Source organism: Kitasatospora sp. NPDC001175, assembly GCF_053598215.1.
Window position 1 is genome coordinate 93,004 of record NZ_JBSFJU010000013.1, and the last position, 24,954, is coordinate 117,957.

26 protein-coding genes and 1 riboswitch are annotated in these 24,954 nt (G+C 72.6%); of the genes, 10 read left to right on the forward strand and 16 right to left on the reverse strand.

Annotation, left to right across the window (positions count from 1 at the left end; translation table 11 throughout):
* The first annotated feature begins 6 nt into the window (after window positions 1–6).
* Complete coding sequence (locus ACWDAK_RS12685) at window positions 7–648, forward strand: HD domain-containing protein (RefSeq protein ID WP_427393288.1); 642 nt, start codon at window positions 7–9, stop codon at window positions 646–648.
* Between the two features lie 35 nt (window positions 649–683).
* Here the strand turns inward: ACWDAK_RS12685 and ACWDAK_RS12690 are convergent, their stop codons facing one another.
* The 7 genes from ACWDAK_RS12690 to thrC form a co-directional block, all read right to left on the reverse strand.
* A complete protein-coding gene (locus tag ACWDAK_RS12690) occupies window positions 684–947 on the reverse strand; it encodes a DUF4031 domain-containing protein (protein ID WP_344637799.1) in 264 nt (87 codons plus the stop codon).
* The gene (locus ACWDAK_RS12695; protein WP_344637798.1) at window positions 944–1,300 is read right to left on the reverse strand and encodes a hypothetical protein; all 357 of its coding nucleotides are present in this window, start codon (window positions 1,298–1,300) and stop codon (window positions 944–946) included. The genes ACWDAK_RS12690 and ACWDAK_RS12695 overlap by 4 nt, the downstream gene beginning before the upstream one ends.
* 48 nt (window positions 1,301–1,348) lie before the next feature.
* The gene (locus ACWDAK_RS12700; RefSeq protein ID WP_344637797.1) at window positions 1,349–1,585 is read right to left on the reverse strand and encodes a hypothetical protein; all 237 of its coding nucleotides are present in this window, start codon (window positions 1,583–1,585) and stop codon (window positions 1,349–1,351) included.
* Between the two features lie 190 nt (window positions 1,586–1,775).
* Entirely contained in the window at window positions 1,776–3,398 is a 1,623-nt protein-coding gene (gene groL, locus ACWDAK_RS12705; protein WP_344637796.1) for a chaperonin GroEL, read from the reverse strand.
* Between the two features lie 360 nt (window positions 3,399–3,758).
* A complete protein-coding gene (locus ACWDAK_RS12710) occupies window positions 3,759–3,965 on the reverse strand; it encodes a cold-shock protein (protein WP_344637795.1) in 207 nt (68 codons plus the stop codon).
* Between the two features lie 613 nt (window positions 3,966–4,578).
* Window positions 4,579–4,857, reverse strand: a complete 279-nt coding sequence (locus tag ACWDAK_RS12715) for a ubiquitin-like small modifier protein 1 (RefSeq protein ID WP_344637794.1) — start codon at window positions 4,855–4,857, stop codon at window positions 4,579–4,581.
* 56 nt (window positions 4,858–4,913) lie between these two features.
* Entirely contained in the window at window positions 4,914–6,197 is a 1,284-nt protein-coding gene (gene thrC / locus ACWDAK_RS12720) for a threonine synthase (RefSeq protein ID WP_427393287.1), read from the reverse strand.
* Between the two features lie 16 nt (window positions 6,198–6,213).
* Window positions 6,214–6,347: riboswitch (SAM riboswitch) on the reverse strand.
* 335 nt (window positions 6,348–6,682) lie between these two features.
* Between thrC and ACWDAK_RS12725 the strand changes: the two genes are divergently transcribed.
* Together ACWDAK_RS12725 and ACWDAK_RS12730 are read left to right on the forward strand one after the other, a co-directional pair.
* A complete protein-coding gene (locus tag ACWDAK_RS12725; RefSeq protein ID WP_344637877.1) occupies window positions 6,683–7,675 on the forward strand; it encodes a glucosyl-3-phosphoglycerate synthase in 993 nt (330 codons plus the stop codon).
* A 262-nt stretch (window positions 7,676–7,937) separates the two neighbouring features.
* Window positions 7,938–9,425: an alpha,alpha-trehalose-phosphate synthase (UDP-forming) gene (locus ACWDAK_RS12730; protein ID WP_344637792.1), complete on the forward strand. Its 1,488-nt coding sequence runs from the start codon at window positions 7,938–7,940 to the stop codon at window positions 9,423–9,425.
* A 74-nt stretch (window positions 9,426–9,499) separates the two neighbouring features.
* On the opposite strand, the gene otsB is transcribed toward ACWDAK_RS12730, so the two are convergent.
* Together otsB and ACWDAK_RS12740 are read right to left on the reverse strand one after the other, a co-directional pair.
* Window positions 9,500–10,366, reverse strand: coding sequence for a trehalose-phosphatase (gene otsB / locus ACWDAK_RS12735; RefSeq protein ID WP_344637791.1), 867 nt, complete (start codon window positions 10,364–10,366; stop codon window positions 9,500–9,502).
* 146 nt (window positions 10,367–10,512) lie between these two features.
* Window positions 10,513–10,740, reverse strand: a complete 228-nt coding sequence (locus ACWDAK_RS12740; protein ID WP_344637790.1) for a DUF3263 domain-containing protein — start codon at window positions 10,738–10,740, stop codon at window positions 10,513–10,515.
* Window positions 10,741–10,844: 104 nt separating this feature from the next.
* Between ACWDAK_RS12740 and ACWDAK_RS12745 the strand changes: the two genes are divergently transcribed.
* Complete coding sequence (locus ACWDAK_RS12745) at window positions 10,845–11,198, forward strand: cupin domain-containing protein (protein WP_344637789.1); 354 nt, start codon at window positions 10,845–10,847, stop codon at window positions 11,196–11,198.
* Window positions 11,199–11,461: 263 nt separating this feature from the next.
* Here the strand turns inward: ACWDAK_RS12745 and ACWDAK_RS12750 are convergent, their stop codons facing one another.
* On the reverse strand, window positions 11,462–12,256 hold the full coding sequence (locus ACWDAK_RS12750; protein WP_344637788.1) for a DeoR/GlpR family DNA-binding transcription regulator: 795 nt from the start codon (window positions 12,254–12,256) through the stop codon (window positions 11,462–11,464).
* A 285-nt stretch (window positions 12,257–12,541) separates the two neighbouring features.
* On the opposite strand from ACWDAK_RS12750, the gene ACWDAK_RS12755 reads away from it, so the two are divergent.
* From ACWDAK_RS12755 to nagA, 3 genes are all read left to right on the forward strand, one after another.
* Window positions 12,542–13,462, forward strand: coding sequence for an SIS domain-containing protein (locus tag ACWDAK_RS12755; RefSeq protein ID WP_344637787.1), 921 nt, complete (start codon window positions 12,542–12,544; stop codon window positions 13,460–13,462).
* Window positions 13,463–13,665: 203 nt separating this feature from the next.
* Complete coding sequence (locus tag ACWDAK_RS12760) at window positions 13,666–14,613, forward strand: ROK family protein (protein ID WP_344637786.1); 948 nt, start codon at window positions 13,666–13,668, stop codon at window positions 14,611–14,613.
* Window positions 14,614–14,714: 101 nt separating this feature from the next.
* Complete coding sequence (gene nagA, locus ACWDAK_RS12765; protein ID WP_344637876.1) at window positions 14,715–15,893, forward strand: N-acetylglucosamine-6-phosphate deacetylase; 1,179 nt, start codon at window positions 14,715–14,717, stop codon at window positions 15,891–15,893.
* Window positions 15,894–16,013: 120 nt separating this feature from the next.
* On the opposite strand, the gene ACWDAK_RS12770 is transcribed toward nagA, so the two are convergent.
* Together ACWDAK_RS12770 and ACWDAK_RS12775 are read right to left on the reverse strand one after the other, a co-directional pair.
* Window positions 16,014–16,937, reverse strand: a complete 924-nt coding sequence (locus ACWDAK_RS12770) for a carbohydrate-binding protein (RefSeq protein WP_425557676.1) — start codon at window positions 16,935–16,937, stop codon at window positions 16,014–16,016.
* Window positions 16,938–17,051: 114 nt separating this feature from the next.
* The gene (locus ACWDAK_RS12775; RefSeq protein WP_344637785.1) at window positions 17,052–18,989 is read right to left on the reverse strand and encodes a GGDEF domain-containing protein; all 1,938 of its coding nucleotides are present in this window, start codon (window positions 18,987–18,989) and stop codon (window positions 17,052–17,054) included.
* A 381-nt stretch (window positions 18,990–19,370) separates the two neighbouring features.
* Here ACWDAK_RS12775 and ACWDAK_RS12780 point away from each other — a divergent pair, with 381 nt between their 5' ends.
* Window positions 19,371–19,907 carry a flavin reductase family protein gene (locus tag ACWDAK_RS12780; RefSeq protein WP_344637784.1) on the forward strand — a complete coding sequence of 179 codons (537 nt, stop codon included), beginning with the start codon at window positions 19,371–19,373 and terminating at the stop codon, window positions 19,905–19,907.
* Between the two features lie 118 nt (window positions 19,908–20,025).
* On the opposite strand, the gene arfB is transcribed toward ACWDAK_RS12780, so the two are convergent.
* A complete protein-coding gene (gene arfB / locus ACWDAK_RS12785) occupies window positions 20,026–20,466 on the reverse strand; it encodes an alternative ribosome rescue aminoacyl-tRNA hydrolase ArfB (RefSeq protein ID WP_425557684.1) in 441 nt (146 codons plus the stop codon).
* A 164-nt stretch (window positions 20,467–20,630) separates the two neighbouring features.
* Here arfB and ACWDAK_RS12790 point away from each other — a divergent pair, with 164 nt between their 5' ends.
* Entirely contained in the window at window positions 20,631–21,119 is a 489-nt protein-coding gene (locus ACWDAK_RS12790; protein WP_344637782.1) for a hypothetical protein, read from the forward strand.
* A gap of 116 nt (window positions 21,120–21,235) precedes the next feature.
* Window positions 21,236–21,811 carry a TerD family protein gene (locus ACWDAK_RS12795; RefSeq protein WP_344637781.1) on the forward strand — a complete coding sequence of 192 codons (576 nt, stop codon included), beginning with the start codon at window positions 21,236–21,238 and terminating at the stop codon, window positions 21,809–21,811.
* 72 nt (window positions 21,812–21,883) lie between these two features.
* On the opposite strand, the gene ACWDAK_RS12800 is transcribed toward ACWDAK_RS12795, so the two are convergent.
* From ACWDAK_RS12800 to folK, 3 genes are all read right to left on the reverse strand, one after another.
* Window positions 21,884–23,308, reverse strand: a complete 1,425-nt coding sequence (locus ACWDAK_RS12800; protein WP_427393286.1) for a hypothetical protein — start codon at window positions 23,306–23,308, stop codon at window positions 21,884–21,886.
* A gap of 215 nt (window positions 23,309–23,523) precedes the next feature.
* Window positions 23,524–24,012, reverse strand: a complete 489-nt coding sequence (locus tag ACWDAK_RS12805) for a DUF3180 domain-containing protein (RefSeq protein ID WP_344637779.1) — start codon at window positions 24,010–24,012, stop codon at window positions 23,524–23,526.
* A 327-nt stretch (window positions 24,013–24,339) separates the two neighbouring features.
* A complete protein-coding gene (folK, locus tag ACWDAK_RS12810; RefSeq protein WP_344637778.1) occupies window positions 24,340–24,936 on the reverse strand; it encodes a 2-amino-4-hydroxy-6-hydroxymethyldihydropteridine diphosphokinase in 597 nt (198 codons plus the stop codon).
* Window positions 24,937–24,954: the final 18 nt, after the last annotated feature.

Below are 24,954 nucleotides of genomic sequence, written 5' to 3' on the forward strand. Positions count from 1 at the left end.
GACGGCATGCCGACCGAGACCCACCCGCTGCTCAAGGACTGGAACGCGCTGCTGACCCGCTGCGGCGCCACCGCCGACCCCGCGCCGTACGGGCGCGACCTGCTGGAGCGCTGGGCCGAACCCCAGCGCCGGTACCACACCACGGCACACCTCGCCGCGGTGCTCGGCCACGTGGACGGGCTGGCCGGGCACGCCGAGGACCCGGACGCCGTCCGACTGGCGGCCTGGTTCCACGACGCGGTCTACCGGTCGGACCGGTCCGAGAACGAGGAGCGCAGCGCCCGGCTGGCCCTCCGCGCACTGCGCGATGCGGGCCTGGCCGAGGAGTTGACCGCCGAGGTGGCCCGGCTGGTCCGGCTCACCGTCACCCATCGCCCCGAGCCCGGGGACGGCAACGGCGAGGTGCTCTGCGACGCCGACCTGGCCGTGCTCGGCGGACCGCCCCAGGCGTACGCGGCGTACGCGGCAGCGGTACGCGAGGAGTACGGCTTCGTCCCCGAGGACGCCTTCCGGGCCGGACGGGCCGCCGTGCTGCGGCAGTTGCTCGATCTGCCCGCCCTCTACCGCACCCCTGAGGCCCGGGAGCGCTTCGACGCCCAGGCCCGGGTCAATCTGGCCGCCGAACTCGACACGCTCGGCGGGTCATAGGCGCGGCCCCACCGGCCATGGACGCGGCCGCGCGGTCAGCGGGCCATGGCCTTGCGCCGGCGCAGCCCGGCGGCGGTCAGCCGGACCACCAGCTCCTTGCTGCCGACCGGCTGCGCACCCAACCGCAGGGCGTCCTGGTAGCGGGCGGCCGGGATGTCGTAGTGGTCTCGCTCGAACGCGCGCTCGGGAGCGCCGAGTTCGCAGGCGAAGGCGTGCAGTTCCTCGTACGAGACGTCGCTGACCAGGTGCGACCAGAGCCTGCCGTGGCCCGGCCACACCGGGGGGTCGATGAGGATCACGTCAGCTGCCCGACCGGCGCCACCACGATGCCGTTCTTGCCGCAGACCCAGTGCGGCTCCGGCCCCAACTCGGGCTCCACACCGAGAGCGTGCGGGTCGCCCTCGGCGGCGCAGGCGGTGCACAGCGGCCAGCGCCCGTACGCCTCCAGCAGCGCGTCCTGCACGTCCTGCGCCAGCAGCCCGAGCACGAAATCCGTTCCGTCCGGCCACTGCTCCAGCCACCAGCGCCGGTGCGTCACGGCCTTCTCGACCATCGAGACGACCTCCGCCTCGGCCACGTCCCGGGCGGTGAGGTCGGCGAGGATCAGGGCGCGGGCGGCGTGCAGTGCGGTTTCGATCTCAGAGCTGGCCATACCCCGATTCTCCCGCAGCTTCCTTGGCCGTCGGGACGCCGTCCGTCTTCACAGGACGATCTCCGTGCCCAGGCTCTGATAGACGCCCACGCCTGGCGGCAGGCACTCGATCAGGGCCCGGTGGACCTCCTCGGCGATCATGTTGTGGTCCACACCGGGCGGAGGCACCAAGTGGATCTTCCCCTCGTCGATCTCGGCGCGCCAGCCCTCCGGGACGTCCAGCTCCCGCCAGGTGTTCAGCAGATAGTTCCAGTGCAGACCCGGCTCGACAGCCATCGCGGTCACCGCTGACCTCCCCCCTTCCTCGTGACGCTGATCGCACTCACCGTACGGGTCCTCAGAGCCGCCGAAACCGTCCATGCGCCCAGCGTCCCACGAACGGGTGACCGCTTCCGGGAACGCCGCGAGGGCGGCCTCCCCGCTGTGGGGAGACCGCCCTCGTGGACGATCAGAACTCGCCGATCCTCGGGGAGGATCAGAAGTCCATGTCACCGCCCGGCATGCCGCCGCCGGCCGGGGCAGCGGCCTTCTCCGGCTTGTCGGCGATGACGGCCTCGGTGGTCAGGAACAGCGCCGCGATGGACGCGGCGTTCTGCAGCGCGGAGCGGGTGACCTTGGCCGGGTCGATGATGCCCTCGGCGACCAGGTCGACGTACTCGTTGGTGGCCGCGTTCAGACCGTGGCCGGCGGGGAGGTTGCGCACCTTCTCCACCACGACGCCGCCCTCGAGGCCGGCGTTGGTCGCGATCTGCTTGATCGGGGCCTCCAGCGCGACGCGGACGATGTTGGCACCGGTGGCCTCGTCGCCGTCCAGCTCGAGCTTCTCGAACGCGACACCGGCCTGCAGCAGGGCGACGCCACCACCGGCGACGATGCCCTCCTCGACGGCGGCCTTGGCGTTGCGGACGGCGTCCTCGATGCGGTGCTTGCGCTCCTTGAGCTCGACCTCGGTCGCGGCACCGGCCTTGATGACGGCCACGCCGCCGGCCAGCTTGGCCAGGCGCTCCTGCAGCTTCTCGCGGTCGTAGTCCGAGTCGCTGTTCTCGATCTCGGCGCGGATCTGGTTCACGCGGCCCGCGACCTGCTCGCTGTCGCCGCCACCGTCGACGATGGTGGTCTCGTCCTTGGTGATGACGACCTTGCGGGCGGTGCCCAGGAGGTCCAGGCCCGCGTTCTCGAGCTTGAGGCCGACCTCCTCGGAGATGACGGTGCCACCGGTGAGGATGGCGATGTCGCCGAGCATGGCCTTGCGGCGGTCACCGAAGCCCGGGGCCTTGACGGCGACGGACTTGAAGGTGCCACGGATCTTGTTCACGACCAGGGTCGACAGGGCCTCGCCCTCGACGTCCTCGGCGATGATGACCAGCGGCTTGCCGGACTGCATGACCTTCTCCAGCAGCGGGAGCAGGTCCTTGACCGAGCCGATCTTGGAGTTGGCGATCAGGATGTACGGGTCCTCGAAGGACGCCTCCATCCGCTCCAGGTCGGTGGCGAAGTAGGCGGAGATGTAGCCCTTGTCGAAGCGCATGCCCTCGGTGAGCTCCAGCTCCAGGCCGAAGGTGTTGCTCTCCTCGACGGTGATGACGCCTTCCTTGCCGACCTTGTCCATGGCCTCGGCGATCAGCTCGCCGATCTGGGTGTCGGCGGCGGAGATGGAGGCGGTGGAGGCGATCTGCTCCTTGGTCTCCACGTCCTTGGCCTGGGCCAGCAGCTGGTCCGAGACGGCGGCGACGGCCTTCTCGATACCGCGCTTCAGGGCCATCGGGTTGGCGCCGGCGGCGACGTTGCGCAGACCCTCGCGAACCAGGGCCTGGGCCAGCACGGTGGCGGTGGTGGTGCCGTCACCCGCGACGTCGTCGGTCTTCTTGGCGACCTCCTTGACGAGCTCCGCGCCGATCTTCTCGTACGGGTCCTCGAGCTCGATCTCCTTGGCGATGGAGACACCGTCGTTGGTGATCGTGGGGGCGCCCCACTTCTTCTCAAGGACGACGTTGCGGCCCTTGGGGCCCAGCGTCACCTTGACTGCGTCGGCAAGCTGGTTCATGCCACGCTCAAGGCCGCGGCGAGCTTCCTCGTCAAACGCGATGATCTTGGCCATCGGAAGTGGTCCTCCAGGACACGGTCGACTGCTCGGACCAAGAGGTGCCCGCGACGGACGGCACCCAGGAGCGGGGGTCCTTTCCCCTGCCGCTCCCCGGAACCTCACCGACCCGGTCCGTTGTCACTCTCGAGCGGAGAGTGCTAACGCCAATGATTAGCACTCTGGGATACCGAGTGCAAGCCCAATGCGACAGTGTCGACCGGGAGTCGGCGATCACGAGCGGCCGCCGGTGTCCGGATCCGGACACCGGCGAAGACAGCAGTGGACCCGCACGACGGGGGTCGTACGGGTCCACTGCTCGAACAACGTTGTGAGCGCCAGCTCGTGACCGAGCCGAGGGCTCCGCAGGCCGGAAGGTCAGACCGCAGCGGCGCGGACCATGTCCGCCTGCGGGCCCTTCTGCCCCTGGGAGATCTCGAACTCGACCCGCTGGCCCTCTTCGAGGGTGCGGTAGCCGTCCATCTGGATCGCGCTGTAGTGGACGAACACGTCCGCACCACCGTCGACCGCGATGAAGCCGTAGCCCTTCTCCGCGTTGAACCACTTGACGGTGCCCTGAGCCATTCCGAACTCCCCTTGTGCTGTGCTGGCCCTTCACGGACCCGCAGGGTGCGGGCCCAGGCTGGTAGGCCGGCCCGAGGAAACCCCCCTGGGCGCAGCCGTGCACGCCGCAAACCTCCGCCGCCTCCCGGGAGTTGCCGGGCCGACGGGTGATTGCGTGCGACCGCCGCTGAATGTATCCGGACAGGTGCCCTCTGCAACAGGCCCAACTTCCGGGAATTCCATCCGGAAGTTTTCGGATACCGCGGGATGAAAGCGGCAGACCGTGCCTATTCCCGCCGGGCATAATGGACGAACGCTCGCAAATCGCCGGTGAATTTCTGACGTCGTCCTGACATCTTCTGCGGCAGACTGTCCAAGGTCCGTCTTAGCGGCCGGAAGAGCCCTGTGTATGCGATCGGCCGTCAGGGCGTCGGGGGCGGGCCCGCCGCGGGCCGCGTTCCCGGGGTTGGCCGGCGGGATGCATGCCGGTATCTGCGCACTTTACCGCCCCTTCGGGCCACCCTTTTCCACCGGCACGCCGAGAGCCGCCGACCGGCACGGAAATAGCCATTCCATGCCCGTCGACGGCTCCCGGTGTGCTAGTCCCGCGGCATCCGGAGCGGGTGCCGGCCGGTCAGCAGCCGCCGGCCACCGCGGGGATGACCGAGACGCTGGCGCCGTCCTTGATCTCGGTCTCCAGGCCCTCCGCGAAGCGCACGTCGTCGTCGTTGACGTAGACGTTGACGAAGCGGCGCAGCTTGCCCGCGTCGTCCAGGATGCGGGCGGCGATGCCGGGGTGGTTGGCGTCCAGGTCGGCGATGACGGCGGCCAGGGTCGCGCCCTGGGCGCTCACCTCGGCGGCACCGCCGGTGTAGGTGCGCAGGATGGTGGGGATGCGGACGGAAGCGCTCATGGTGCGAAGCTCCTAGGTGCGGTGGTGTCTTGGGGCCGGGAGGGAGCGGGCGGGCGTCAGACGGACGCCAGGCCCGCAGCGCGGAAGGAGTTAAGCGTCGGGCGGATGGTGGCGGTCAGTCCCGCGTCGGCCACCGCGTCCAGGGTCTTCAGACCGTCGCCGGTGTTGATCGCGACGGTCTCCTTCGACGGGTCCAGCCGACCGGTCTCGACCAGCTTCCTCAGCACGCCGACGGTCACCCCGCCCGCCGTCTCGGCGAAGATGCCCTCGGTCCGGGCCAGCAGCCTGATCGCGGCCACCACCTCGGCGTCGGTGACGTCCTCGACCGCGCCGCCGGTGCGGCGGGCGATGTCCAGCACGTACGGGCCGTCGGCCGGGTTGCCGATCGCCAGCGACTTGGCGATGGTGTCCGGCTTGACCGGGCGGATCACGTCGCGGCCCGCCTTGAAGGCCGCGGAGACCGGGGAGCAGCCCTCGGCCTGGGCGCCGAAGATCCGGTACGGCCGGTCCTCGACCAGACCGAGCCCGATCAGCTCCTGCAGGCCCTTGTCGATCTTGGTGAGCTGGGAGCCAGAGGCGACCGGGACGACGATCTGCTCCGGCAGCCGCCAGCCGAGCTGCTCGCAGATCTCGTACGCCAGGGTCTTGGAGCCCTCGCCGTAGTACGGACGGAGGTTGACGTTGACGAAGCCCCAGCCCGCACCGGCCGGGTCGCCGATCAGCTCGGAACAGAACCGGTTCACATCGTCGTAGTTGCCCTCGATGCCGACCAGTTCGCCGCCGTAGACACCGGCCATCACGACCTTGCCCCGCTCCAGGTCGTGCGGGATGAACACGCAGGACCTGAACCCGGCCCTGGCCGCCGCCGCACCCACCGCGCCGGCCAGGTTGCCGGTCGAAGAGCACGACAGGGTGGTGAAGTTGAAGGCTCGCGCCGCCTCGATGGCACAGGCGACCACCCGGTCCTTGAAGGAGTGGGTCGGGTTCCCGGAGTCGTCCTTGATGTGCAGCTGCGCGCTGAAGCCGAGTTCGCGGCCCAGGTTGTCGGCCTTGACCAGCGGGGTCCAGCCGGGGTTCAGGTTGGGCTTGCCGGCCACGTCGGCCGGGACGGGCAGCAGCGGGGCGTAGCGCCAGATGCTGGCCGGGCCGGCCTCGATCCGCCGGCGCAACTCCTCGGCACGGTACGACCCGAAGTCGTAGGCGATCTCCAGCGGGCCGAAGCACTCCAGGCAGGCGAAGCTCGGACCGAGCGGGAAGCGGGTGCCGCACTCGCGGCAGGACAGTGCGGCGGCGGGGCCGAGGTCGACGGTGGCGACGGGTACACGGGTAGCGGTAGCCATGATGGCGAGGCCTCTCTCCTCATCTTCCCCGTGGTGCGGTCGCGCCACGGGCCGGAATTGGCACCTGTCCCGCCGGGGCCTGTGCGACAGCCGGGCGAGAAGGTTGCCGGGACGTCGACGGGCCGTTCCCTCAGTCCCTCTGGATGAGCTCTGTGAAGTTGTGATCGCGCTGGTCACGCTGCTCGGCCGGCCCCGCGGTGCGAAGCCCCGGGCCGAGTTACGAAGACTGTAGCCGAAGGTGTCAAGCTCGAAGGGGAGCGTCCGACACACGAGATGAACCCGACAGTTTCCGCCCGAGCGCAAGGAGCGACACCGTGCCCGACCAGCCGACCCGCCGAGTCGAGGGGCGCGCCGATGCCGCAGTGCCGATCGGCGGCTGTGCCGCCCGCGACGGACGACAGGCGGCGAACGAGCACCGGGTTGAGGAGCGCCGGCACCGGATCGAAGCGCCCGGAGCCGAGCAGGCGGTGACCGCCCCCGAGGCCCTGCTGCCGGAGGTGGGGCGCTGGCTGCGCGAGCGCTCCTGGACGGCCGCCGACCGTCCCGTCGAGGCCCTGCTGGCGGCCAAGCGGGCGGCGGGCCGGGCGGGTACGGTCAGCGTGGTGCTGCCCGCGCTGGACGAGGAGCCGACGGTCGGCGAGATCGTCCGGACGATCCGGCGCGAACTGATGGAGCGGCTTGCGCTGGTCGACGAGCTGGTGGTGGTCGACTCCGGCTCGGTGGACCGGACGGCCGAACTCGCCGCCGCCGCCGGTGCCCGGGTGGTGCACCGCGACGACCTGCTGCCCCGGATACCCGCCGTCCCGGGCAAGGGCGAGGTGCTCTGGCGCTCGCTGCTGGCCACCTCCGGCGAGATCGTCTGTTTCATCGACGCCGACCTGCGCGAATTCGACCCGGTCTTCGTCTCCGGGATCATCGGGCCGCTGCTCACCGACCCCGGGATCCAGCTGGTCAAGGCGATGTACGACCGGCCGCTGGAGACCGCGGGTGCGGTGGTGCCGGCCGGCGGCGGACGGGTGACCGAGCTGGTCGCACGGCCGCTGCTCAACCTGCACTGGCCGCTGCTGGCCGGGTTCGTCCAGCCGCTGGGCGGGGAGTACGCGGCACGGCGTTCGCTGCTGGAGCGGCTGCACTTCCCGACCGGGTACGGGGTCGAACTGGGCCTGCTGGTGGACGCCCTGGACGAGGTCGGCCTGGACGCCCTGGCCCAGGTGGACGTCGGCGTCCGGCACCACCGACACCAGGACGGACAGGCCCTCGGCCGGATGGCGGCCACCATCTACCGCACCGCCCTGGAACGACTGGAGCGCACCCACCGCCTCAAGGCCGCGGACGACCTGGTCCACCCGCATCTCACCCAGTTCACCCGCGACCCGCTCGCCCGCGGCTTCGCCTCCCACACCCACCCGGTCGCGGCGTTGGAGCGACCCCCGATGCGGACGGTTCCCGAGTACACGGCGCGCCCCGCCGCCGGGTGAGGATCCGCGCGGGGTCGCCGCCGCGGTGTGTCGCCCGGGGTGCGCGTGGTTTGCAACCATTGCCGTCCGGCAAGGTTGAAGACGTGACTCCCCCTCTCGCGACGAGAGGGCTCCCACTTGGCCCCGTGGAACCTCACGGCGGCCGAGCCCTGACCGCTGCCCGTGGGCAGGTCACTGACTGTACGGGTCCGCAGCGCTCCCATCCACCGCGCACCGGGAGCCCATCCCTTCGGATGAATCCGCGGCCCTGAGAAGAGGACTGATGGCCGACTTCGCGACCGAACGTTCGAATCCGACCGGCAGGGCACCGATCCTGGTGGCCTCGAACCGCGGCCCGGTGTCCTTCAGCATCGAGGTCGACGGCTCACTGACCCCGCGCAGAGGCGGCGGCGGCCTGGTCTCCGGTCTCTCCGCGATCGACGACCCGTCCTCCGTCTGGGTCTGCGCCGCGCTCGGCGACGCCGACCGCGCGGCGGTCCGCCGCTCCCCCGAGGGCAGGCTGGATCTGGGCGGCTTCGACGTCGGCGGCCAGGCCGTGCGGATGCTCGACATCGACCCGGACACCTTCAACCGCGCCTACAACGGGATCGCCAACTCCAGCCTGTGGTTCGTCCACCACCTGCTGTACGACACCCCCTTCTCGCCGCTCTTCGACGAGCGGTTCCACCGCGCGTGGGAGTCCTACGGCGCGTACAACGCCGCCTTCGCCGAGGCCCTGGCCGCCGAGGCGGCCCCGGGCGCGGCGGTGCTCGTCCAGGACTACCACCTCTCGCTCACCCCGGCCCTGCTCCGCGAGATGCGGCCCGACCTGCGCATCGGCCACTTCTCGCACACGCCGTGGGCCCCGCCCGAGTACTACCGGATGCTGCCGGACGATGTCGCCGAGGCGGTGCTCGCCGGCATCCTCGGGGCCGACCGGGCGGCGTTCCTGACGCTCCGCTGGGCGTTCGCCTTCGCCGACTGCTGCGAGGCGGTGCTCGGCGCGACGGTGGACCGGGACGCCCTCACCGTCACCCTCTCCGGCCGCACCACCCGGCTCGGTGTGCACAGCCTCGGCGCCGACGCCGACTTCCTCCGCTCCCGGTCCCACCGGCCGGACGTGGACGCCAGGTTGGCCGCGCTGCGCGAGTCGGTCGGCAGCTCGGCGGACGGGACACCGCGCCGGACGGTCGTCCGGGTGGACCGCACCGAGCTGAGCAAGAACATCGTCCGCGGCCTGCTCGCCTACCGGCACCTGCTGCGCACTCGGCCCGAGTGGCACGACCGGGTGGTGCACATCGCCTTCGCCTACCCCTCCCGCCACGACCTGCCCGAGTACCGGGAGTACACGGCGGCCGTCGAGCGGATCGCCCAGGAGATCAACGACGAGTTCGGTACGGAGCGTTGGCGCCCGCTGATCCTGCACGTCAACGACGACTTCCCGCGCTCGCTGGCCGCCTACCGGCTCGCCGACGTGGCCTTGGTCAACCCGATCAGGGACGGAATGAACCTGGTCGCCAAGGAGGTGCCGGTGGTCTCCGACGCGGGGTGCGCCCTGGTGCTCTCCCGCGAGGCCGGCGCCCACGCCGAACTCGCCGACGACGCCCTGGTGGTGAACCCGTACGACATCGTCGCCACCGCCGACGCCCTGTACCGGGGCCTGAACATGCCCGCCGGCGAACGCGCCGACCGCACCAAGCGGCTGGCCGACGCGGCCACCGTACTCTCGCCCCAGCAGTGGTTCCTGGACCAACTCCGCGCGCTGGACTGACGGTTCCGCCACCAACAGGGCAGGGAGGGGGGCGCGGCTCGCCCGCGCCCCGCTCCGCCCCGAGGCCTGTCGGTTCAGCCCGCCGATTCGATCCGGTCCGCCAACTCGGTGAGCAGCTCGGCCAGTCCGGCGGGTCCGGGCACCGAAAGGTCAGCCTGCTCCGCGAGTTCGCGCACCTGGGCCTCGCCCGCCACCGTCCCGCTGCTGCACACCAGCAGGCCGGGCAGCCCGTCCGCCCGGCGCTTCTCGACGGCCGCGTACGCCGGCAGATCGCCCAGGTCGTCCCCGGCGTACAGCACCGCGCCGGCCCTCGGGCGCTCGGCCAGGAAGGCGGTCAGCGCCGCACCCTTGTCCACCCCGGGCGGGCGCAACTCCAGTACGTAGCGGCCGGGTTCGACGATCAGGCCGTGGTCGGCGGCGAGGTGGGCCAGCGGCTCGCGGAGCAGTTCGAGCGCGGCTTCGGGCGCGCCGGTTCGACGGGTGTGCACGCCCAGCGCCCGCCCCTTGTCCTCCACCCAGGTGCCGGGGTGGGCGCCCGACCGCTCCAGCACGCCGGGCAGTTCGGCGCGGGCGGCGGCCACCCCGGGCGGCGGCTCGGCGGCGGTCAGCTCGGCCGTCTCCGCCTCCCAGCGTTCGGCGCCGTAGTGGCCCAGCACGGTGAGGTGCCCGAGGCCGGGGGCGGCCGGGAAGCCGCCGTACCGCGCGGCCACCTCCGCCGGCCGGCCCGTCACCACCACCACCGCACCGACCAGTGGAGCCAGCCGGGAGAGCGCGGCCACCGCGTCGGGATGGGCGCGCGCCTGCTCGGGGTCGGGAACGATCGGGGCCAGCGTCCCGTCGAAGTCGAGCGCGATCACCGCCTCGGACGGGGCCGCCAGCAGGGCCGCCAGGCCCGCCCGGCCGACCGGGGTACTCGGTGCGAACTGTTCGGTCCTACCCATGCACCGACCCTACCCAGCACAGGGATGACTGAGCCTTCGAAGACGCGTGGAGCCGCGTGTGGCGCCGGGCGTGGCGCGCCGCGCGCCGATCCGGAAAGACCCGCCGGACAGGCCTTGGAGGCCGCGCGGACAGGGCCCCCGGCGTCCTAGCGTTCCGCCCGCTTGGCCTCCCGGATCCGGCGGAGCCGGTTGATCAGCACGGGGTCGTGCGCGAGCGCCTCCTCCCGGTCCAGCAGGCCGTTGAGCAGCTGGTAGTACCGGGTGGCCGAGAGGCCGAGCTCCTCCCGAATGGCGCGTTCCTTGGCACCCGCCGTACGCCACTGCCGCGCTTCCAGCGCGAGCACCGCGAGTTCGCGTTCGCTCAGTCCGGACACCACATCCACCTCCCTGCCGAGCCGGTACGAAGTGTCATTGTGCCCGGCTGCCCGGACACACCCTGTCACCCCCGCCGCACCCGCCGTCCGGCTAGCGTCGGGGCATGACCAACAGCTTCGCTCTGCACATCCCCGACCTCGAACTCGACCCCGAGCCGCTCGACCCCGACCAGATCGTCTCCGGCGCCCCGGAGGTCACCGGCAAGGTGCTCTGGGAGTCCGAGGACGGCCGCCGGCTGCGCGGGGTCTGGCAGGTCACCCCGGGCGTGGTGACCGACGTCGAGGCGGACGAGCTGTTCGTGGTGGTGAGCGGCCGTGCCACCATCGAGATCGAGGGCGGCACGACCCTGGAGGTCGGCCCCGGCGACTTCGCCGTCCTGCGCGAGGGCGACCGCACCACCTGGACCGTCCACGAGACCCTGCGCAAGGCCTACTCGATCGACCTCGGAAACGACTGAGATCCCGTCACTTCCCGGGGATGAATGCCCTGCCGGCCGGTGTTGCGGCGATCGAGACCCGCGTCACCGGACCGGCAGGACGACCGCCGTGACCGAGACCGGCACCGCCAACGGCAACCCCTTCGGCCTCTCCGTGATCGAGGAGTTCCGCGCCGGGAACGGCAGGGTGGGCGGCGCCTTCGAGGGCGTGCCGCCTCGCGCTGGTCCGCACCCGACGGCCACACTCTTCGCTGCTGCCCGACTCCCGCGCTCGCCACGGGGGTTCAGGCCACGATCACCCGCACCCCGGCCTCGGCGAAGGCGGCGGACAGCTCGGGGGTGATGCCCCCGTCGGTGACCAGTGTGCCGATCCGGTCCACGCCGCAGATCCGGGCGAAGACCCGGCGGCCCAGCTTGGAGGAGTCGGCGGCCACCACCACCCGGCGGGCCCGTTCGGCGAGCAGCCGGTTGACGCTGGCCTCGCCCTCGTGGTGGGCGGTCGCACCGTGCTCGGCGTCCAACGCGTCCACGCCCAGCACCGCGACGTCCAGGGTGAGTTCGTTCAGTACCAGCCCGGCGAGGGGGCCGATCAGCTCGTACGACTGGGGGCGGGCGACACCGCCGGTCAGCACGATCTTCACGTGCGGACGGACCGTCAGCTCGTTGGCGATGTTCAGCGCGTTGGTCACGATGGTGACGCTCTGCCCCAGGCCGCTCTCCGGCCGTTCGGCCAGGTCGGGGCGGACGGCCAGCGCGCGGGCCACCTCGGTGGTGGTGGTCCCGCCGTTGAGGCCGACCACCTCGCCGGCCTCGATCAGTCCGGCCACCGCCACGCCGATCCGCTGCTTGGCGTCGGTGTTCCGGGCCGTCTTGTAGCGCAGCGGCAGGTCGTAGGAGACGTTGTGCGCCACCGCGCCGCCGCGGGTACGGGTGACCATCTGCTGGCGGGCGAGTTGGTCGAGGTCGCGCCGGATGGTGGCGGCGGAGACCTCCAGCGCGTCGGCAGCCTCCTCGACCTCCAACTTGCCGTGCTCGGCGAGCAGTTCCAGCAGGGCGTTCCACCGCTCGTACCTGGACACGCTGGGCCGCTCCTCCTGTACCGACGCACTCGATGCGACCGCCGCGAACAGCGCGGTCACTGCCGCGCGCCGATGCGCGAAGCCTGGACAGCTTCGCACATCAGTGCCGACCCGGACGTTGTCCGCGACCGGCCAACCGGCACACCGCCGGCCACACTCATTGCGCGGTCCTGCGCGAAACGGCTATAAATCAATCAGATTCACGCACTCCGCGCTCCATGCACTCTCTGGTGCACCCCAGCAGGACGCAGCAATGGACCTGAGCACTCCGAGGAGCTCGCACCCATGGCTTTGACTTCCCTGACCGGCGAGGAGCTCGCCAGCCAACCCGCGAACTGGCGCCGCGCCGCCGCACTCGCCGCCGAGGCGTCCCCGGCGCTGCCACGACGCGGCGAGCGGGTCGCGGTGACCGGCTGCGGCACCTCCTGGTTCATCGCCCAGGCGTACGCCGCCCTGCGGGAGGCCGGCGGGCACGGCGAGACGGACGCCCTGGCGGCTTCCGAGTTCCGGTACGGACGCGACTACGACCGGGTCCTGGCGATCAGCCGCTCGGGCACCACCACCGAGGTGCTGGATGTGCTCGACCGGGTCGAGGCGCCGACCTCGGCCGTCACCGCCGACCCCGGCACCCCGATCTCCGGCGCCTCCGACCGACTGCTGGTACTGGACTTCGCCGACGAGCGCTCGGTGGTGCAGACCAGGTTCGCCACCACCGCACTGGCACTGCTGCGCGCCCACCTGGAGCTGGAGGGCGCACTCCCCGCAGGCGTCAAGAGCGTCCCGCAGGCCGCCGAGGACGCCGAGGACGCCATCGCCCGGCCGCTGCCCGAAGGCCTGCTCGGCGCCGAGCAGATCACCTTCCTCGGCCGGAACTGGACGTACGGGCTCGCCCAGGAGGCCGGGCTCAAGATGCGCGAGGCGGCCACCGCCTGGACCGAGGCGTACCCGGCGATGGAGTACCGGCACGGGCCGATCAGCATCGCCGCCCCCGGACGGGCCGTCTGGTGCTTCGGCGAATTGCCGGACGGCCTGGCCGCGGACATCGCCCGCACCGGCGCCCTGCTGGTGGCCGACTCCGGCACCGCCGGCCTGGACCCGCTGGCCGACCTGGTCCGGGCCCAGCGGCTGGCGGTGGCCCTGGCCGGGGCTCGCGGCCTGAACCCCGACGAGCCGCGCGGCCTGACCCGCTCGGTCGTCCTCGGCTAGAACCCCTCCGTCAGGAACTGCCGGCACGCCCCGCACGCTCCTGGACACCCGCCCGCGCCGTCCGTACAACAGGAAAAGGACGGCCGCCCATGGCCGCAGAACCCGGCACATCTCCAATGGCGACAAAGCTCACCCCTGCTGGACCAGACCAATCCCGCGACTGGACTAGACCTCTCTGACCTGGCCAAGGGACACTGTCACCCGTGAAGCACGTCATCGCACTCGATGTGGGCGGCACCGGCATGAAGGCCGCGCTGCTCGCCCCGGACGGCTCGGTGCTGTTCGAAGCACGCCGGCCGACCGGGCGGGAGCACGGCACCCACGCCGTGGTCGCCGCCATCCTCGACTTCGCGGCCGACCTGGCCGACGAGGGCCGCAGCCGGTTCGGTCGGGCACCGCTCGCGGCAGGCGTCGCCGTACCGGGGACGATCGACGAGAAGAACGGGATCGCCGTCTTCTCCGCCAACCTCGGCTGGCGGGACCTGCCGATCCGCAAGCTGCTCGGCGAGCGCCTCGGCGGCCCGGACGGCGCGAGCCTGCCGATCGCCCTCGGCCACGACGTCCGCAGCGGCGGGCTGGCCGAGGGACGGCTCGGCGCCGGGCGCGGCGTGGACCGCTTCCTGTTCGTCGCGCTCGGCACCGGCATCGCCGGCGCCATCGGCATCGAGGGACGCATCGAGGCGGGCGCCCACGGCTACGGCGGGGAGATCGGCCATGTCGTGGTCCGCCCCGGCGGCCCGGCCTGCGGCTGCGGCGCCCGCGGCTGCCTGGAGACCCTGGCGTCGGCCTCGGCCGTCTCCCGGGCCTGGGCCGAGCGCTCCGGCGACCCGACCGCCGACGCCGCGGCCTGCGCGAGGGCCGTCGAAGCCGGGGACGAGCGGGCGATCGAGGTCTGGCAGACCGCGCTCGACGCACTCGCCGACGGCATCGTGCTGGCGCAGAGCCTGCTCGATCCGTCGACGGTGATCGTCGGCGGCGGTCTGGCGGAAGCCGGTGACACCCTCTTCACGCCCCTGCGCACGGCCGTCGCCGAGCGGCTGACCTTCCAGATGCCCCCGGAGGTCGTACCGGCCATGCTCAAAGACACCGCCGCTTCCCTGGGCGCGGGCCTGCTCGCCTGGGACCTGCTCTCGATGGAGGTGACCGCGTGACGACCGCGCGGAATCAGTCAACGTCCCCCAGCCATCGGCCGGGTGAGGGCGCCCCCGGCCGCCAGGCCGAGGGGGGTGTCCCCTTCGCCGCCGGTACCGCGCTGACCGGTGCCCGGCTGGTGCTGCCGGGCGGTGTCGTCGAGCAGGGCCGGCTGACCGTCGAGGGCTCGCGCATCGCGACGGTGGCGGCCGACGAGTCCCCGGCGGGCGGCGGGAACCGCGCCCCGGGCGACCTCGACCTGACCGGCCACACCGTCGTCCCGGGCTTCGTCGACCTGCACGTGCACGGCGGCGGCGGCGCCTCGTACGCCTCCGGGGTGGCCGAGGAGGCGCTGAAGGTCGCCCGGACGCACCTGGAGCACGGCACCACCACGACCATGGCCTCCACCGTCACCGGCGAGATCGACGACCTCTGCCACCAGGCGGCGGTGCTCTCCGAGCTGGTCGAGGACGGCGTGCTCGCGGGCATCCACTTCGAGGGCCCGTTCATCTCCCCGGGCCGGTGCGGCGCCCACCGTCCCGACCTGCTGCGCGCCCCTGACCCGGCACTGGTGCGCAAGCTGGCGGACGCCGCGCGCGGCCAGGCGAGGATGTTCACCCTCGCCCCGGAGCTGCCGGGCGGCCTGGAGTCGGTCCGAATGCTCGCCGACCTCGGCATCATCGCGGCCGTCGGCCACACCGACTCCGACTACGCCAAGACGCTGGAGGCGATCGAGGCCGGCGCCACCGTCGCCACGCACCTGTTCAACGCGATGCCGGGCATCCAGCACCGCGCCCCGGGCCCGATCGTCGCCCTGCTGGAGGACGAGCGGGTCACGGTCGAGCTGATCAACGACGGCGTCCATCTGCACCCCTCGGTGCTCGACCTCGCCTACGGCACGGCGGGCGCCGACCGGGTCGCGCTGATCACCGACGCGATGGGCGCGGCCGGGATGGGCGACGGGCTCTACCCGCTCGGCCCGCTCCAGGTCCGGGTCGAGGCCGGCGTCGCCCGGCTGGTCGAGGGCGGCGCCATCGCCGGCTCCACCCTCACCCTCGACGTCGCCCTCCAACGCTCCGTCACCGTCAACGGCCTGAGCCTCGGCCAGGCCGTGCACTCCCTGTCCACCGTCCCGGCACGGCTACTCGGCCTGTCGGACTCCATCGGCTCCCTGGAAGTGGGCAAGTACGCCGACCTGGTCGTCCTCGACTCCGACACGTACGACCTCGTCGCGGTGATGCGCCGCGGCGAGTGGATCACCGGCGCGGACCGCTTCCGCGCGGTCGCCCGGGCGGCCTGAGCCTTCCCCGTCCCATCGGGGGGTGAGTGGCGGCACTGCGCCCCGCCACTCACCCTCCGGGGGACGACCGTGCCCGTTGCCGGAGGCGGACCGGGACTGCGGCCCGGCCGGCGGGGGCGGTCACCAGGGCGGGGTGCCGTCCGACTGCGGCCTGATCGCCACCTGGTCGATCGGAACGGTGTTCCCGGCCGGGACCGAGATCGAGATGGTGTTGGCCCCGGCCTGCAGCTGCGGCCATATGTTGCTCCGGGTCCAGGCCTGGTCGGGATCGCTGGAGTGGGTGTAGTTCTGCAGCCCGATCGGGGACGCGAACTGCTTGCCGTTCACCATCACGATGCCGTTGATGTCGGAACCCGGGTTGTTGTAGTGCACCCAGAACTTGTACGTGCCCTCGGTGGCCACCGAAATCGTCCAGCTCACCGTCGAGGTGGGCCCGCCGGTCAGGGTGGCGTAGCTGCCGTCCGCGGACTTCGCGTTCTTGATCTTGTTGTCCACGGGGGCGTCCTGCAGCTGCAACTTGGACGCATCCGCGATCGTGTCCGTGGACGGCGGCGGCACCGAGGGCGCCGACGACGGCGAGGAACTCGGGTTCGCACTCGAACTCACCGGCGCGCTCGCGCGGTTGGACGGCTTGGCGGCGCCGTCGGACTTGCCCGCGTCGCCGCCGGACAGCGCGATCCCGCCGCCGATCGCGACCGCCGCGATCACCGCGACCACACCGATCACCGCGGCCTTGCCGCGCCCGCCGGAGGCCCGCTCCTCACCCGGCTGCGGGCGGGAGCGCTCGGCGTAGCGGCTCTGCTGCGGCACGGTCTGGGTCGGCACCGCCAACGGCTGCTGCCCGTACGGCGATCGCGACTGCTGACCGTACTGGGTGCGGCCGACCTCCACCGGGCGCGAGTACGGGGTGCGCGGCTGCCCCGGGATCGGAGTGGTGTCGGGCGCCGACTCGCCCTCCGCCGGGCGGTAGAGGTGGGCGAACGGGTCGTCCTCGGCCGCGCCCTCGGGCGCGCCGTTGCTGCCGGCCGTGGTCACGGTGGTCAACTCCCCATCGCAGCGCGCCGCACGGCAGCGCGCCGTACGGGCCAGTGGTGACGCTCGTACGCGGGAACCCTACCTTCCACAGCGGACAACAGAGAAAGGCGCCCTGAACTGCGCTCAGCCCGCACGCCGATGCGAACGCTCTCCCCGCGCGCCCCTCACAGCACCTCCACGTGCCCTCTTCTCGTCGTACATCCGCTCGTCCGCGGCGTGCAGGACCTCCTCGATGCTCATCCCGCAACCCGCCCAGCCGATACCCAGGCTGACGCCGACCCGGGTGGTCCGGTTGTCGATCCGCATCGGCGGGACGATCGCGTTGCGCAGCCGCCCGGCGAGGTCCTTGGCCTCCTCGCGGCCGATCCCGTCGGCCAGCACCACGAACTCGTCGCCGCCCAGCCGGGCCACCGTGTCACCCTCGCGCACGGCCTGCTGGAGCCTCCTGGCCACCTCGATCAGGACCGCGTCACCCGCCTTGTGCCCGAACCGGTCGTTGATCGACTTGAAGCCGTCCAGGTCGCAGAAGAGCACCGCGAGCCCCTTCTCGGCCCCGCCGCCCCGGAAGCCGCCGCTCCACAGCTCGCCGCCGCCCTCGGACGGCACCACGGCGTGCACGTGGTCCGGCGGCGCCTCCTCCCGGCGGCCCGGCGGGTGCCCGGCGGCGAAGTCCGCGCGGTCCCGCTCCGGCGAGCGCGAGTCGCCCGCGCCCCCGGGGTCGTCAGGGGCGCCGTAGCCGTGCGTCAGCGTGGCCGGGGCACCCAGCCCCTCGTAGTCGCCGTGCGCGCCGTACGAGGCACCCTGAGCGGCGTACGCGGGCTGGGTGTGCGGGGCCCCGAGCGGGTCGGCGTAGGCGGGGGCGGGGTACCCGGGCGGGGCGTAGCCCGGCGGGACGTACTCGGGCGGCGTGAAGCCGATCTCGCCGTGGGCGATCCCGGGGCGGGCCGCGGCGGGCCCCGCCGCCCCCGGCAGCTGCGCCTGGTCGCACAGCCGGTGGGCGAGCCTGGCCCGCAGCTCGGCGCTGTTGGGCAGGCCGGTGAGCGCGTCGTGGCTGGCCCGGTGGGCGAGTTGGAGCTCGTGCCGCTTGCGGTCCTCGATGTCCTCGACATGGGTGAGCAGGAAGCTCGGCCCCTCGGCGGCGTCGGTCACCACCGAGTTGCGCAGACAGACCCACTGGTAGCCGCCGTCCCGCCGGGAGAGCCGCACCTCCGCCCGGCCGCCGTCGGCACTGGTCCGGTGCAGCAGCGCCAGGTCGTCGGGGTGCACCAGGTCGGCGAAGCGCTGCTGGCGCAGGGTCGCCCGGGGACGGCCGAGCAGCCGGCACAGCGCGTCGTTGACCCGGCTCAGCTGGCCCCGCCCGGCACCGTGCAGCTCGGTGATGGCCATCCCGCTGGGCGCGAACTCGAAGGCCTGCCGGAAGCTCTCCTCGCTGGCCCGCAGCGCCTGCTGCTCCTTCTCCAGCCGGGCCAGCGCACGCTGCATCTCCGCGCGTAGCCTCGCGTTGCCGATGGCGATGGACGCCTGCAGGGAGAACATCTCGAGGGCCTCGCGGGTCCACGCTCCGGGGCGCTTCCCGCTGCGTGGACGGTCCACCGAGAGCACGCCCAGCAGATCGCCGCCCGCGCTGTACATCGGGGCCAGCAGGGCATCGGCGGGGTGCCAGTCGTTGGCGTACACCGGCAGCGGGCCGTCACCGGTCCAGCGCGGGATGTCCGGGCCGACGGCCCAGCCCCGGTCGTACGGCAGGAAGCGCAGCGTGCCCCAGTGGTCGCTGACGCCGAGCAGCCGCTCCCAGGACTCCCGCGAGCCGACCTGACCGAGCAGCACGGCCGGCCCGCCGAAGGCGCTCTCCTCGATCTCCCAGACCGCCGCCACGACCAGATCACCGTCCGGCCGCACCAGGCTGACGGCGGCCGCGTCGAAGCCGAGCCCGTGCACCGCGCCCTCGACCACGGCCTGCAGGGTGCCTGCCAGGCTGCGGGCAGCGTTGAGGTCCGCCACGACCCGGTGCAAGGTGCGGAGGGTCGCCAGGCGGACGTACGGCTCCGACTCGGCTTCCATGCGGGGGCTCCCCGGCTGCTTCGGATAGTTCTTGATTGGTTATGGTCCGATTGCCAGAAGAACTGAATCACAGCGAGCACTGCGATCGGCACGCTCGGTCAACAATAGGCCGCCACTTGTGACCCAAATCACATAGCCCTTATGTATACATATGCCGTTCAGTTGCCCGAAACCCAGCCATTCCCGGACAATCACGAACATCGGGTGGCCGGCGGCCGGACATCGGCACTCAACCCCCGTGACGACCGGGAGGCGTCGGCCCACCACCTCGCGGGTGAGTCCTCCTCCGCCCACCCGGCACCTGATGGGACTCCGGTCCGGGTGGGTCCTACGACCAGGGTCCGATGCCGCCCACCCGCCGCGCCGACTACCGTGCAGTACGTGTACAGCTCCCCACAACCCGCCTCCGCCCCGACCGCCACGGCCGACGAGTTCCGGGCCGCGCTCGCCCAGCTCGCCGCCGGCGTCACCCTGGTGACCGCCCACGACCCCGAAGGCGGGGCCGACGGCGAGGACGCCGGGATGACCGCGACCTCGTTCCTGTCGGTGTCGCTGGAACCGCCGCTGGTGCTGATCTCGGTGCGCGAGGACTCCCGGATGGACGAGCTGCTCTCCCGGATCGACACCTGGGCGGTCTCGCTGCTCGGCGAGGAGCACCGGACGATCGCGTCCCGCTTCGCCATGAAGGGCCGCCTCAGCGACCGCCTGCTCTTCGCCGACACCCCGCACCACCGCGGCGAGTTCACCAACGCCCCACTGATCGACGGCGCCCTCGCCACCGTCGAGTGCCGCACCGAGCAGCGGGTCTCCGCTGGCGACCACACCCTGCTGATCGGCCGGGTGCTGGCGGCCCGCATCCCGGGCCCGGACACCAAGCCCCTGCTCTACTTCCGCACCGGCTACCGCAAGTTCGCCTGAACCCCGGGAGCGGCCGACAGCCGCGGGGCCTTCGCCCGTGAACCGCGCGCGCGGCAGCCCGGTCGCCCTGATCGCGGCGGTCTCCAACTCCGCCACCGCGCAAGCCCGGCGGCGATCATCAGTAGGCGGACGGCCGGCTCCGCCCCCGCTTCAGCTCCGAGCGGTGCCGCTTGTTCTCCAGCCGCCGCTCGACCATCCCCCGGCTCGGCTTGGTCGCCCGCCGGACCTTCGGCGGCGGTGCCGTCGCCTCCCCCAGCAGCGACGCCAGCCGGGCGGCGGCAACCTCGCGGTTGCGCCACTGCGACCGGTGCTCGGAGGCGCGGACCACCAGCATCCGACCGTCCACCAGCCGGCCCGCGAGCCGCTCCAGCGCCCGCTCCTTCCAGACCGGTGGCAGGGCGTCCGAGGCGGCCAGGTCGTAGCGCAGCTCCACCTGGGTGTCGGAGGTGTTGACGTGCTGGCCGCCGGGGCCGGACGAACGCGAGAAGCGCCAGACGAGCTCGGCCTCCGGTACGACCACCGAGCCCCGAACGCGGATTGGCTCAGGCATGTCCCCCATCATCCCGCCCCGCCGCGCCCGGGTCACCCGGTTATCCACCCGTCGACCGAACACCTTCTCTCTTTGTCGCCATCCCCACTCGTCTGTCGCCATCTCCACTTGTCCACAGCTGTGGACAACCTCAGGTGGCACCCGCCGGCCCCGCGTGCCGGACAATGGCGTACGTGATCGAGCTCGACTACTCCCTCTCCGACCACTTCCCCGACCCGCCGCAGACCGACTACCGCACCGCGTCGGTACGCAGCCTGCGGTACGACCTGTTCTGCGGCGACATCTTCCTGGAGGCGGACGACCGGGACTTTTCCACAGCCTGGGGATGGGTGCCGGTGCTCGACTTCGCCTGGGCGCTCTGCGACACCGTCGAGGAGCTGGACCGCGACGTGCGCGGCAGCCGCTCCGCCGCCGTGCAGACCTTCGACCTGGACTTCACCCAGAACACCGAACTGCTGCGCTTCGCCCGCCGGTTCGGCCTGGTGGAGATCAGCGCGACCTGGCGGCGGAACTCCCCGCCCGCCGTGGTCCGCCACGCCGAACTGCGCCGGGAAGCCCGGGACTTCCTCCAGGACGTGATCGCGGATCTCACCGAGCTGCACGAGGGCCTGGGCGACAACCCCAACATCTGGACGCTGCAAGGGAAGTACCCCCGCGTCTGACCGGTCCCCGCCCGGGCCACACCGACGCGAGGACGAATCGGCCCCGCCTCGCCGGAACCGCGTCCGGCCCCTTTACGTTCTTTACGCACAAGAGCAACGAAGGGACACCACACACCATGCCAGTCAGCCTCTCCAAGGGTGGCAACGTCTCGCTGACCAAGGAGGCCCCGGGCCTGACCGCAGTCACCGTCGGCCTGGGCTGGGACGTACGGACCACCACCGGCGCCGAGTTCGACCTGGACGCCAGCGCGATCGTGCTGAACGCGGACGGCAAGGTCCTGTCCAACGGCCACTTCGTCTTCTTCAACAACACCAGCACCCCGGACAGCACCGTGGTGCACACCGGCGACAACCGCACCGGCGAGGGCGACGGCGACGACGAGCAGATCAAGGTCAACCTGGCCGGGCTGCCAGCCGAGGCCGGCAGGATCGTCTTCCCGGTCACGATCTACGACGGGATCGCCCGCGGCCAGAACTTCGGCCAGGTCCGCAACGCCTACATCCGCGTGCTCAACGCGGCCGGCGGCGCCGAGATCGCCCGCTACGACCTCTCCGAGGACGCCGCCGTCGAGACCGCCATGATCTTCGGCGAGCTCTACCGCAACGGCACCGACTGGAAGTTCCGCGCGATCGGCCAGGGCTACGCCTCCGGCCTCGCGGGCATCGCCCAGGACTTCGGCGTGGCGATCTGACGCACCGCACCGACGCGAACGCCCGGCCCCTTCAGCAGGGGCCGGGCGTTCGCGTCGGTATACGGCCGGCTGCTACCGCTGCCGGTTGTGCTTGGCGCGGAGTTCGGAGACCTCCAGGAGCTCGGTCTCGTCGTGCGGCGTCAGGTCGACCACCTCCGGGCGGGCGTGGTCGGGGCGCGCGTCCGCCTGCACCGGCTGCGCGGCGGGCGGGACGGCGGGCTCGGCAGCCGTCCCGGCCGCCCCGGGGACGGCGTACCGGACGCTCTCGGCCACGGCCTCGTCACCGACCACGTCCGCCAGATCGGCCCGCTCGCCCAGTTCCGCCACACCATCGGCGGCAGGCACCGGAGTTGCCGGACGAGCCGCGCCGGGACGCCCGAAGAAGCTGAACCCCGAGGACCGGCCGACCCCCTGCGGACGCGGACGCTGCCGCCCGGCAGGAGCGGCACCGCCCTGCGCGGGGGCACCCGCCGCCCCGAGCATCCGCGGCTGCACCGCAGCCCGCTCGGCCGTACCACCGTCCGACTCCGGCCGCGGCACCGACAGCGCCGGACGGGCCGGCAGCGGGCCGACCGCCGACAGCGCGGGCTGGGGCACAGCCGGCGCGACGGGAGCGGCGGAAGCAGCGGGCGCAGCGGGAGCGGCCATCCGCTCGGCCCCAGCGGGCAGGTCGGACGCGGCGGACACCGGCACGGCCGTGGCCGCGGGTCGGGCCGGCTCGGCGGACGCGGCGACCGGGGCGAGCCGGCGCACCAGTCCCCCACCCGGCCCGGCGGGCACGATCGAGCCCGCCGCACCGTCCTGAGCGGCCGCTGCCGCCGCGGGCGCCACCAGCAGCGCGGGAGCGGTCGGCGCCACCGGAACGAGCCTTGCCGCACCCGTCGCCGAAGCCGGCACCGCTTGCGCCTTCGGCCGCAGCTCCAGCTGCGCCCGCCCCGCGCCCTCCCGAGCCGCCGCGGCCCGTTCGGCCTTCCACTCCAACTGCCGCAGCACGGCCGCCGCACGGACGTACGCCGCCGGAGTGGCCGGGTACTCGGGCCGGGCCTCCACGAGTGCCCGCTGGGCCGCCTCCGCCTCCTTCATGGCCTGCTCGGCGACGGCGACCGCGCGTTCCCGGAGCAGCCGGGCGATCTCCGTCTCGGCCTTGGCCAGCCGAGCCTTCTCGGCGGTCAGCCGGCGGCCGAAACGGGTGGCCCGCTCCTCGGCCACCTCGGCGGCGTACTCGGCCTCGGCGATCTGCTCCTCGTACCGCTCCTCGGCCACCAGCCGGCGCTTCGCGGCCGCCTCGGCCGCCTGCTTGGCGATCCGGTCCCGCTGGCGCAGCAGTACGGCCATGCCGACCGCGCCGAAGACCGCCGCCACTCCGACCGACCGGACCAGCGGCACATCGGGACTGACCACCAGTGCGACCAGTGCTGCAAGGACGAGGGCACCCGCTGCGATCGGAGGTGCGGCCCGGCCGAGGACGGAAGATTGACGGTGGCGTCCACGTGACATGCCAAAGAAACTAGCGTGCGAATTGGGACCCTGTCAGCCGCGACACCCTTTCGGGTCTTGACAGCGAGCCAGAACCACTTCGGGTACCCGAACCACCACCTGACGTCACGACAGTTCCGCGGCGCGAACCACCGAACCCGCCGCGACTCCGACCACCGCGGACCCGACCACCGGGAAACCATCCGCCCGGTGCCCGCACGTCCGCCGCCGTCCGCTCAGCGGGGCGTGGCCGCCGGCCCGGACGGGTCGTCGTGGTCCTCGGGAAGCCGGCAGACATGCTGCAGCCAGAGCCCGGCGGCGACCACCCCGGCCCCCGCCAGCACCGCGAACCCGGCCGTCACGGCCTGCTGCTTGCGGGCGGTGACGTCCAGCAGTCCGAGCAGGAAGACGCCGACGCCGCCGTAGACGCCCGTCACCACCGCCGCCACCAGCGCACTGGCCTGGCCAAGGACCACCGCCCGGGCCGCGCCCAGCGGGTCCACGCCCTTGGCGCCCGGCTGGCGCTCCCGCATGGCCTTCAGCCGGCTCCGCAGCGAGATCGCGGTGGCGAGCAGGACCACGGCGACCACGGCCAGCACGATCGGCGCGGCCGTGGGAACGCCGGGCAACTGACCGAAGGAGTCCCAGAGCTTGGCACCTGCCCAGGAGAGCACCGCCGCCACGATGGCGATACCCAGGAGCAGGCGGAGGCGGAGCGGCTTCACTGGGACTTGAGTCCTTCCCGGCATGTGCGACGGCTTGGGGTGCCCCGGCCGACGGCCGAGGACGGATTGACGGACGGCCTCGCCGGCACGACGCCACAGGCCACCGTACCCGGGTCCGACCCTTCCGATCACTTACTCGTACGGCCGACCCCCGTCGCGAAGTTCCCGCCCCAGCGCGCACCGCCCCTCGCGCGCCCCGACCGCCGCCCGACCGGACGGCAACCGCACTCAGCCCCTCGCTCCGCACGGGGAGGTACGGCCGGACGCCCTCCGGCCCGCGCGGAGCCCCCGAGGACGCTCCGCGGCGTCGCCACCGAACGGTGCGGCCTACTCCGGCAGCCGCAGCTGGATGTCCTCGCGCCGCCAGACCGCCGTCCCGGCCTCCTCGCCCAGCCCCTTCAGCAGGTCGGCGACCCGGCCGTGTCCGGGCACCTCCCCGTCCGGCTCGGCGTCCAGCCACGGCGCGAGCACGAAGGCCCGCTCGTGCGCCCGGGGGTGCGGCAGCAGCAGCTGCGGGTCGTCACTGGTGACGCCCTCGTAGGCGAGGATGTCGACGTCCAGGGTGCGCGCGCCCCAGCGGACGGTACGGACCCGGCCGAAGGCGTCCTCGATGGCGTTGGCCCGCTCCAGCAGCGAGCCGGGCGGCAGCGTGGTGCGCAGCACGACCACGGCGTTGTAGTAGTTCGGCTGCTCGGCCGGGCCGCCGACGGCCTCGGTCTCGAACACGCCGGAGACGGCGGTGATCCGGACGCCGGGAGTGTCCTCCAGCGCGTCCACGGCACCCTGCAGGGTCTCCAGGCGGTTGCCGAGGTTGCTTCCGAGTGCGACAACGGCGTTCCGCGGGTTCTGCAGGGTCGAGTCGGCGCTGTCGACTCGACGCTCCAGGTCGAAGGCGCTCGGCAGGGCGGTCGGGTCGGTGCTCATCGGTATCCCTCTACGGCT

Bases quoted from the DNA above. Each gene is read 5' to 3' on its own strand.
- ACWDAK_RS12685 (WP_427393288.1), top strand. From the start codon at position 7: ATGCCGACCGAGACCCACCCGCTGCTCAAGGACTGGAACGCGCTGCTG.
- ACWDAK_RS12695 (WP_344637798.1), bottom strand. From the start codon at position 1,300: ATGGCCAGCTCTGAGATCGAAACCGCACTGCACGCCGCCCGCGCCCTG.
- groL (WP_344637796.1), bottom strand. From the start codon at position 3,398: ATGGCCAAGATCATCGCGTTTGACGAGGAAGCTCGCCGCGGCCTTGAG.
- ACWDAK_RS12710 (WP_344637795.1), bottom strand. From the start codon at position 3,965: ATGGCTCAGGGCACCGTCAAGTGGTTCAACGCGGAGAAGGGCTACGGC.
- ACWDAK_RS12715 (WP_344637794.1), bottom strand. From the start codon at position 4,857: ATGAGCGCTTCCGTCCGCATCCCCACCATCCTGCGCACCTACACCGGC.
- thrC (WP_427393287.1), bottom strand. From the start codon at position 6,197: ATGGCTACCGCTACCCGTGTACCCGTCGCCACCGTCGACCTCGGCCCC.
- ACWDAK_RS12730 (WP_344637792.1), top strand. From the start codon at position 7,938: ATGGCCGACTTCGCGACCGAACGTTCGAATCCGACCGGCAGGGCACCG.
- otsB (WP_344637791.1), bottom strand. From the start codon at position 10,366: ATGGGTAGGACCGAACAGTTCGCACCGAGTACCCCGGTCGGCCGGGCG.
- ACWDAK_RS12745 (WP_344637789.1), top strand. From the start codon at position 10,845: ATGACCAACAGCTTCGCTCTGCACATCCCCGACCTCGAACTCGACCCC.
- ACWDAK_RS12755 (WP_344637787.1), top strand. From the start codon at position 12,542: ATGGCTTTGACTTCCCTGACCGGCGAGGAGCTCGCCAGCCAACCCGCG.
- ACWDAK_RS12775 (WP_344637785.1), bottom strand. From the start codon at position 18,989: ATGGAAGCCGAGTCGGAGCCGTACGTCCGCCTGGCGACCCTCCGCACC.
- arfB (WP_425557684.1), bottom strand. From the start codon at position 20,466: ATGGGGGACATGCCTGAGCCAATCCGCGTTCGGGGCTCGGTGGTCGTA.
- ACWDAK_RS12795 (WP_344637781.1), top strand. From the start codon at position 21,236: ATGCCAGTCAGCCTCTCCAAGGGTGGCAACGTCTCGCTGACCAAGGAG.
- ACWDAK_RS12800 (WP_427393286.1), bottom strand. From the start codon at position 23,308: ATGTCACGTGGACGCCACCGTCAATCTTCCGTCCTCGGCCGGGCCGCA.
- folK (WP_344637778.1), bottom strand. From the start codon at position 24,936: ATGAGCACCGACCCGACCGCCCTGCCGAGCGCCTTCGACCTGGAGCGT.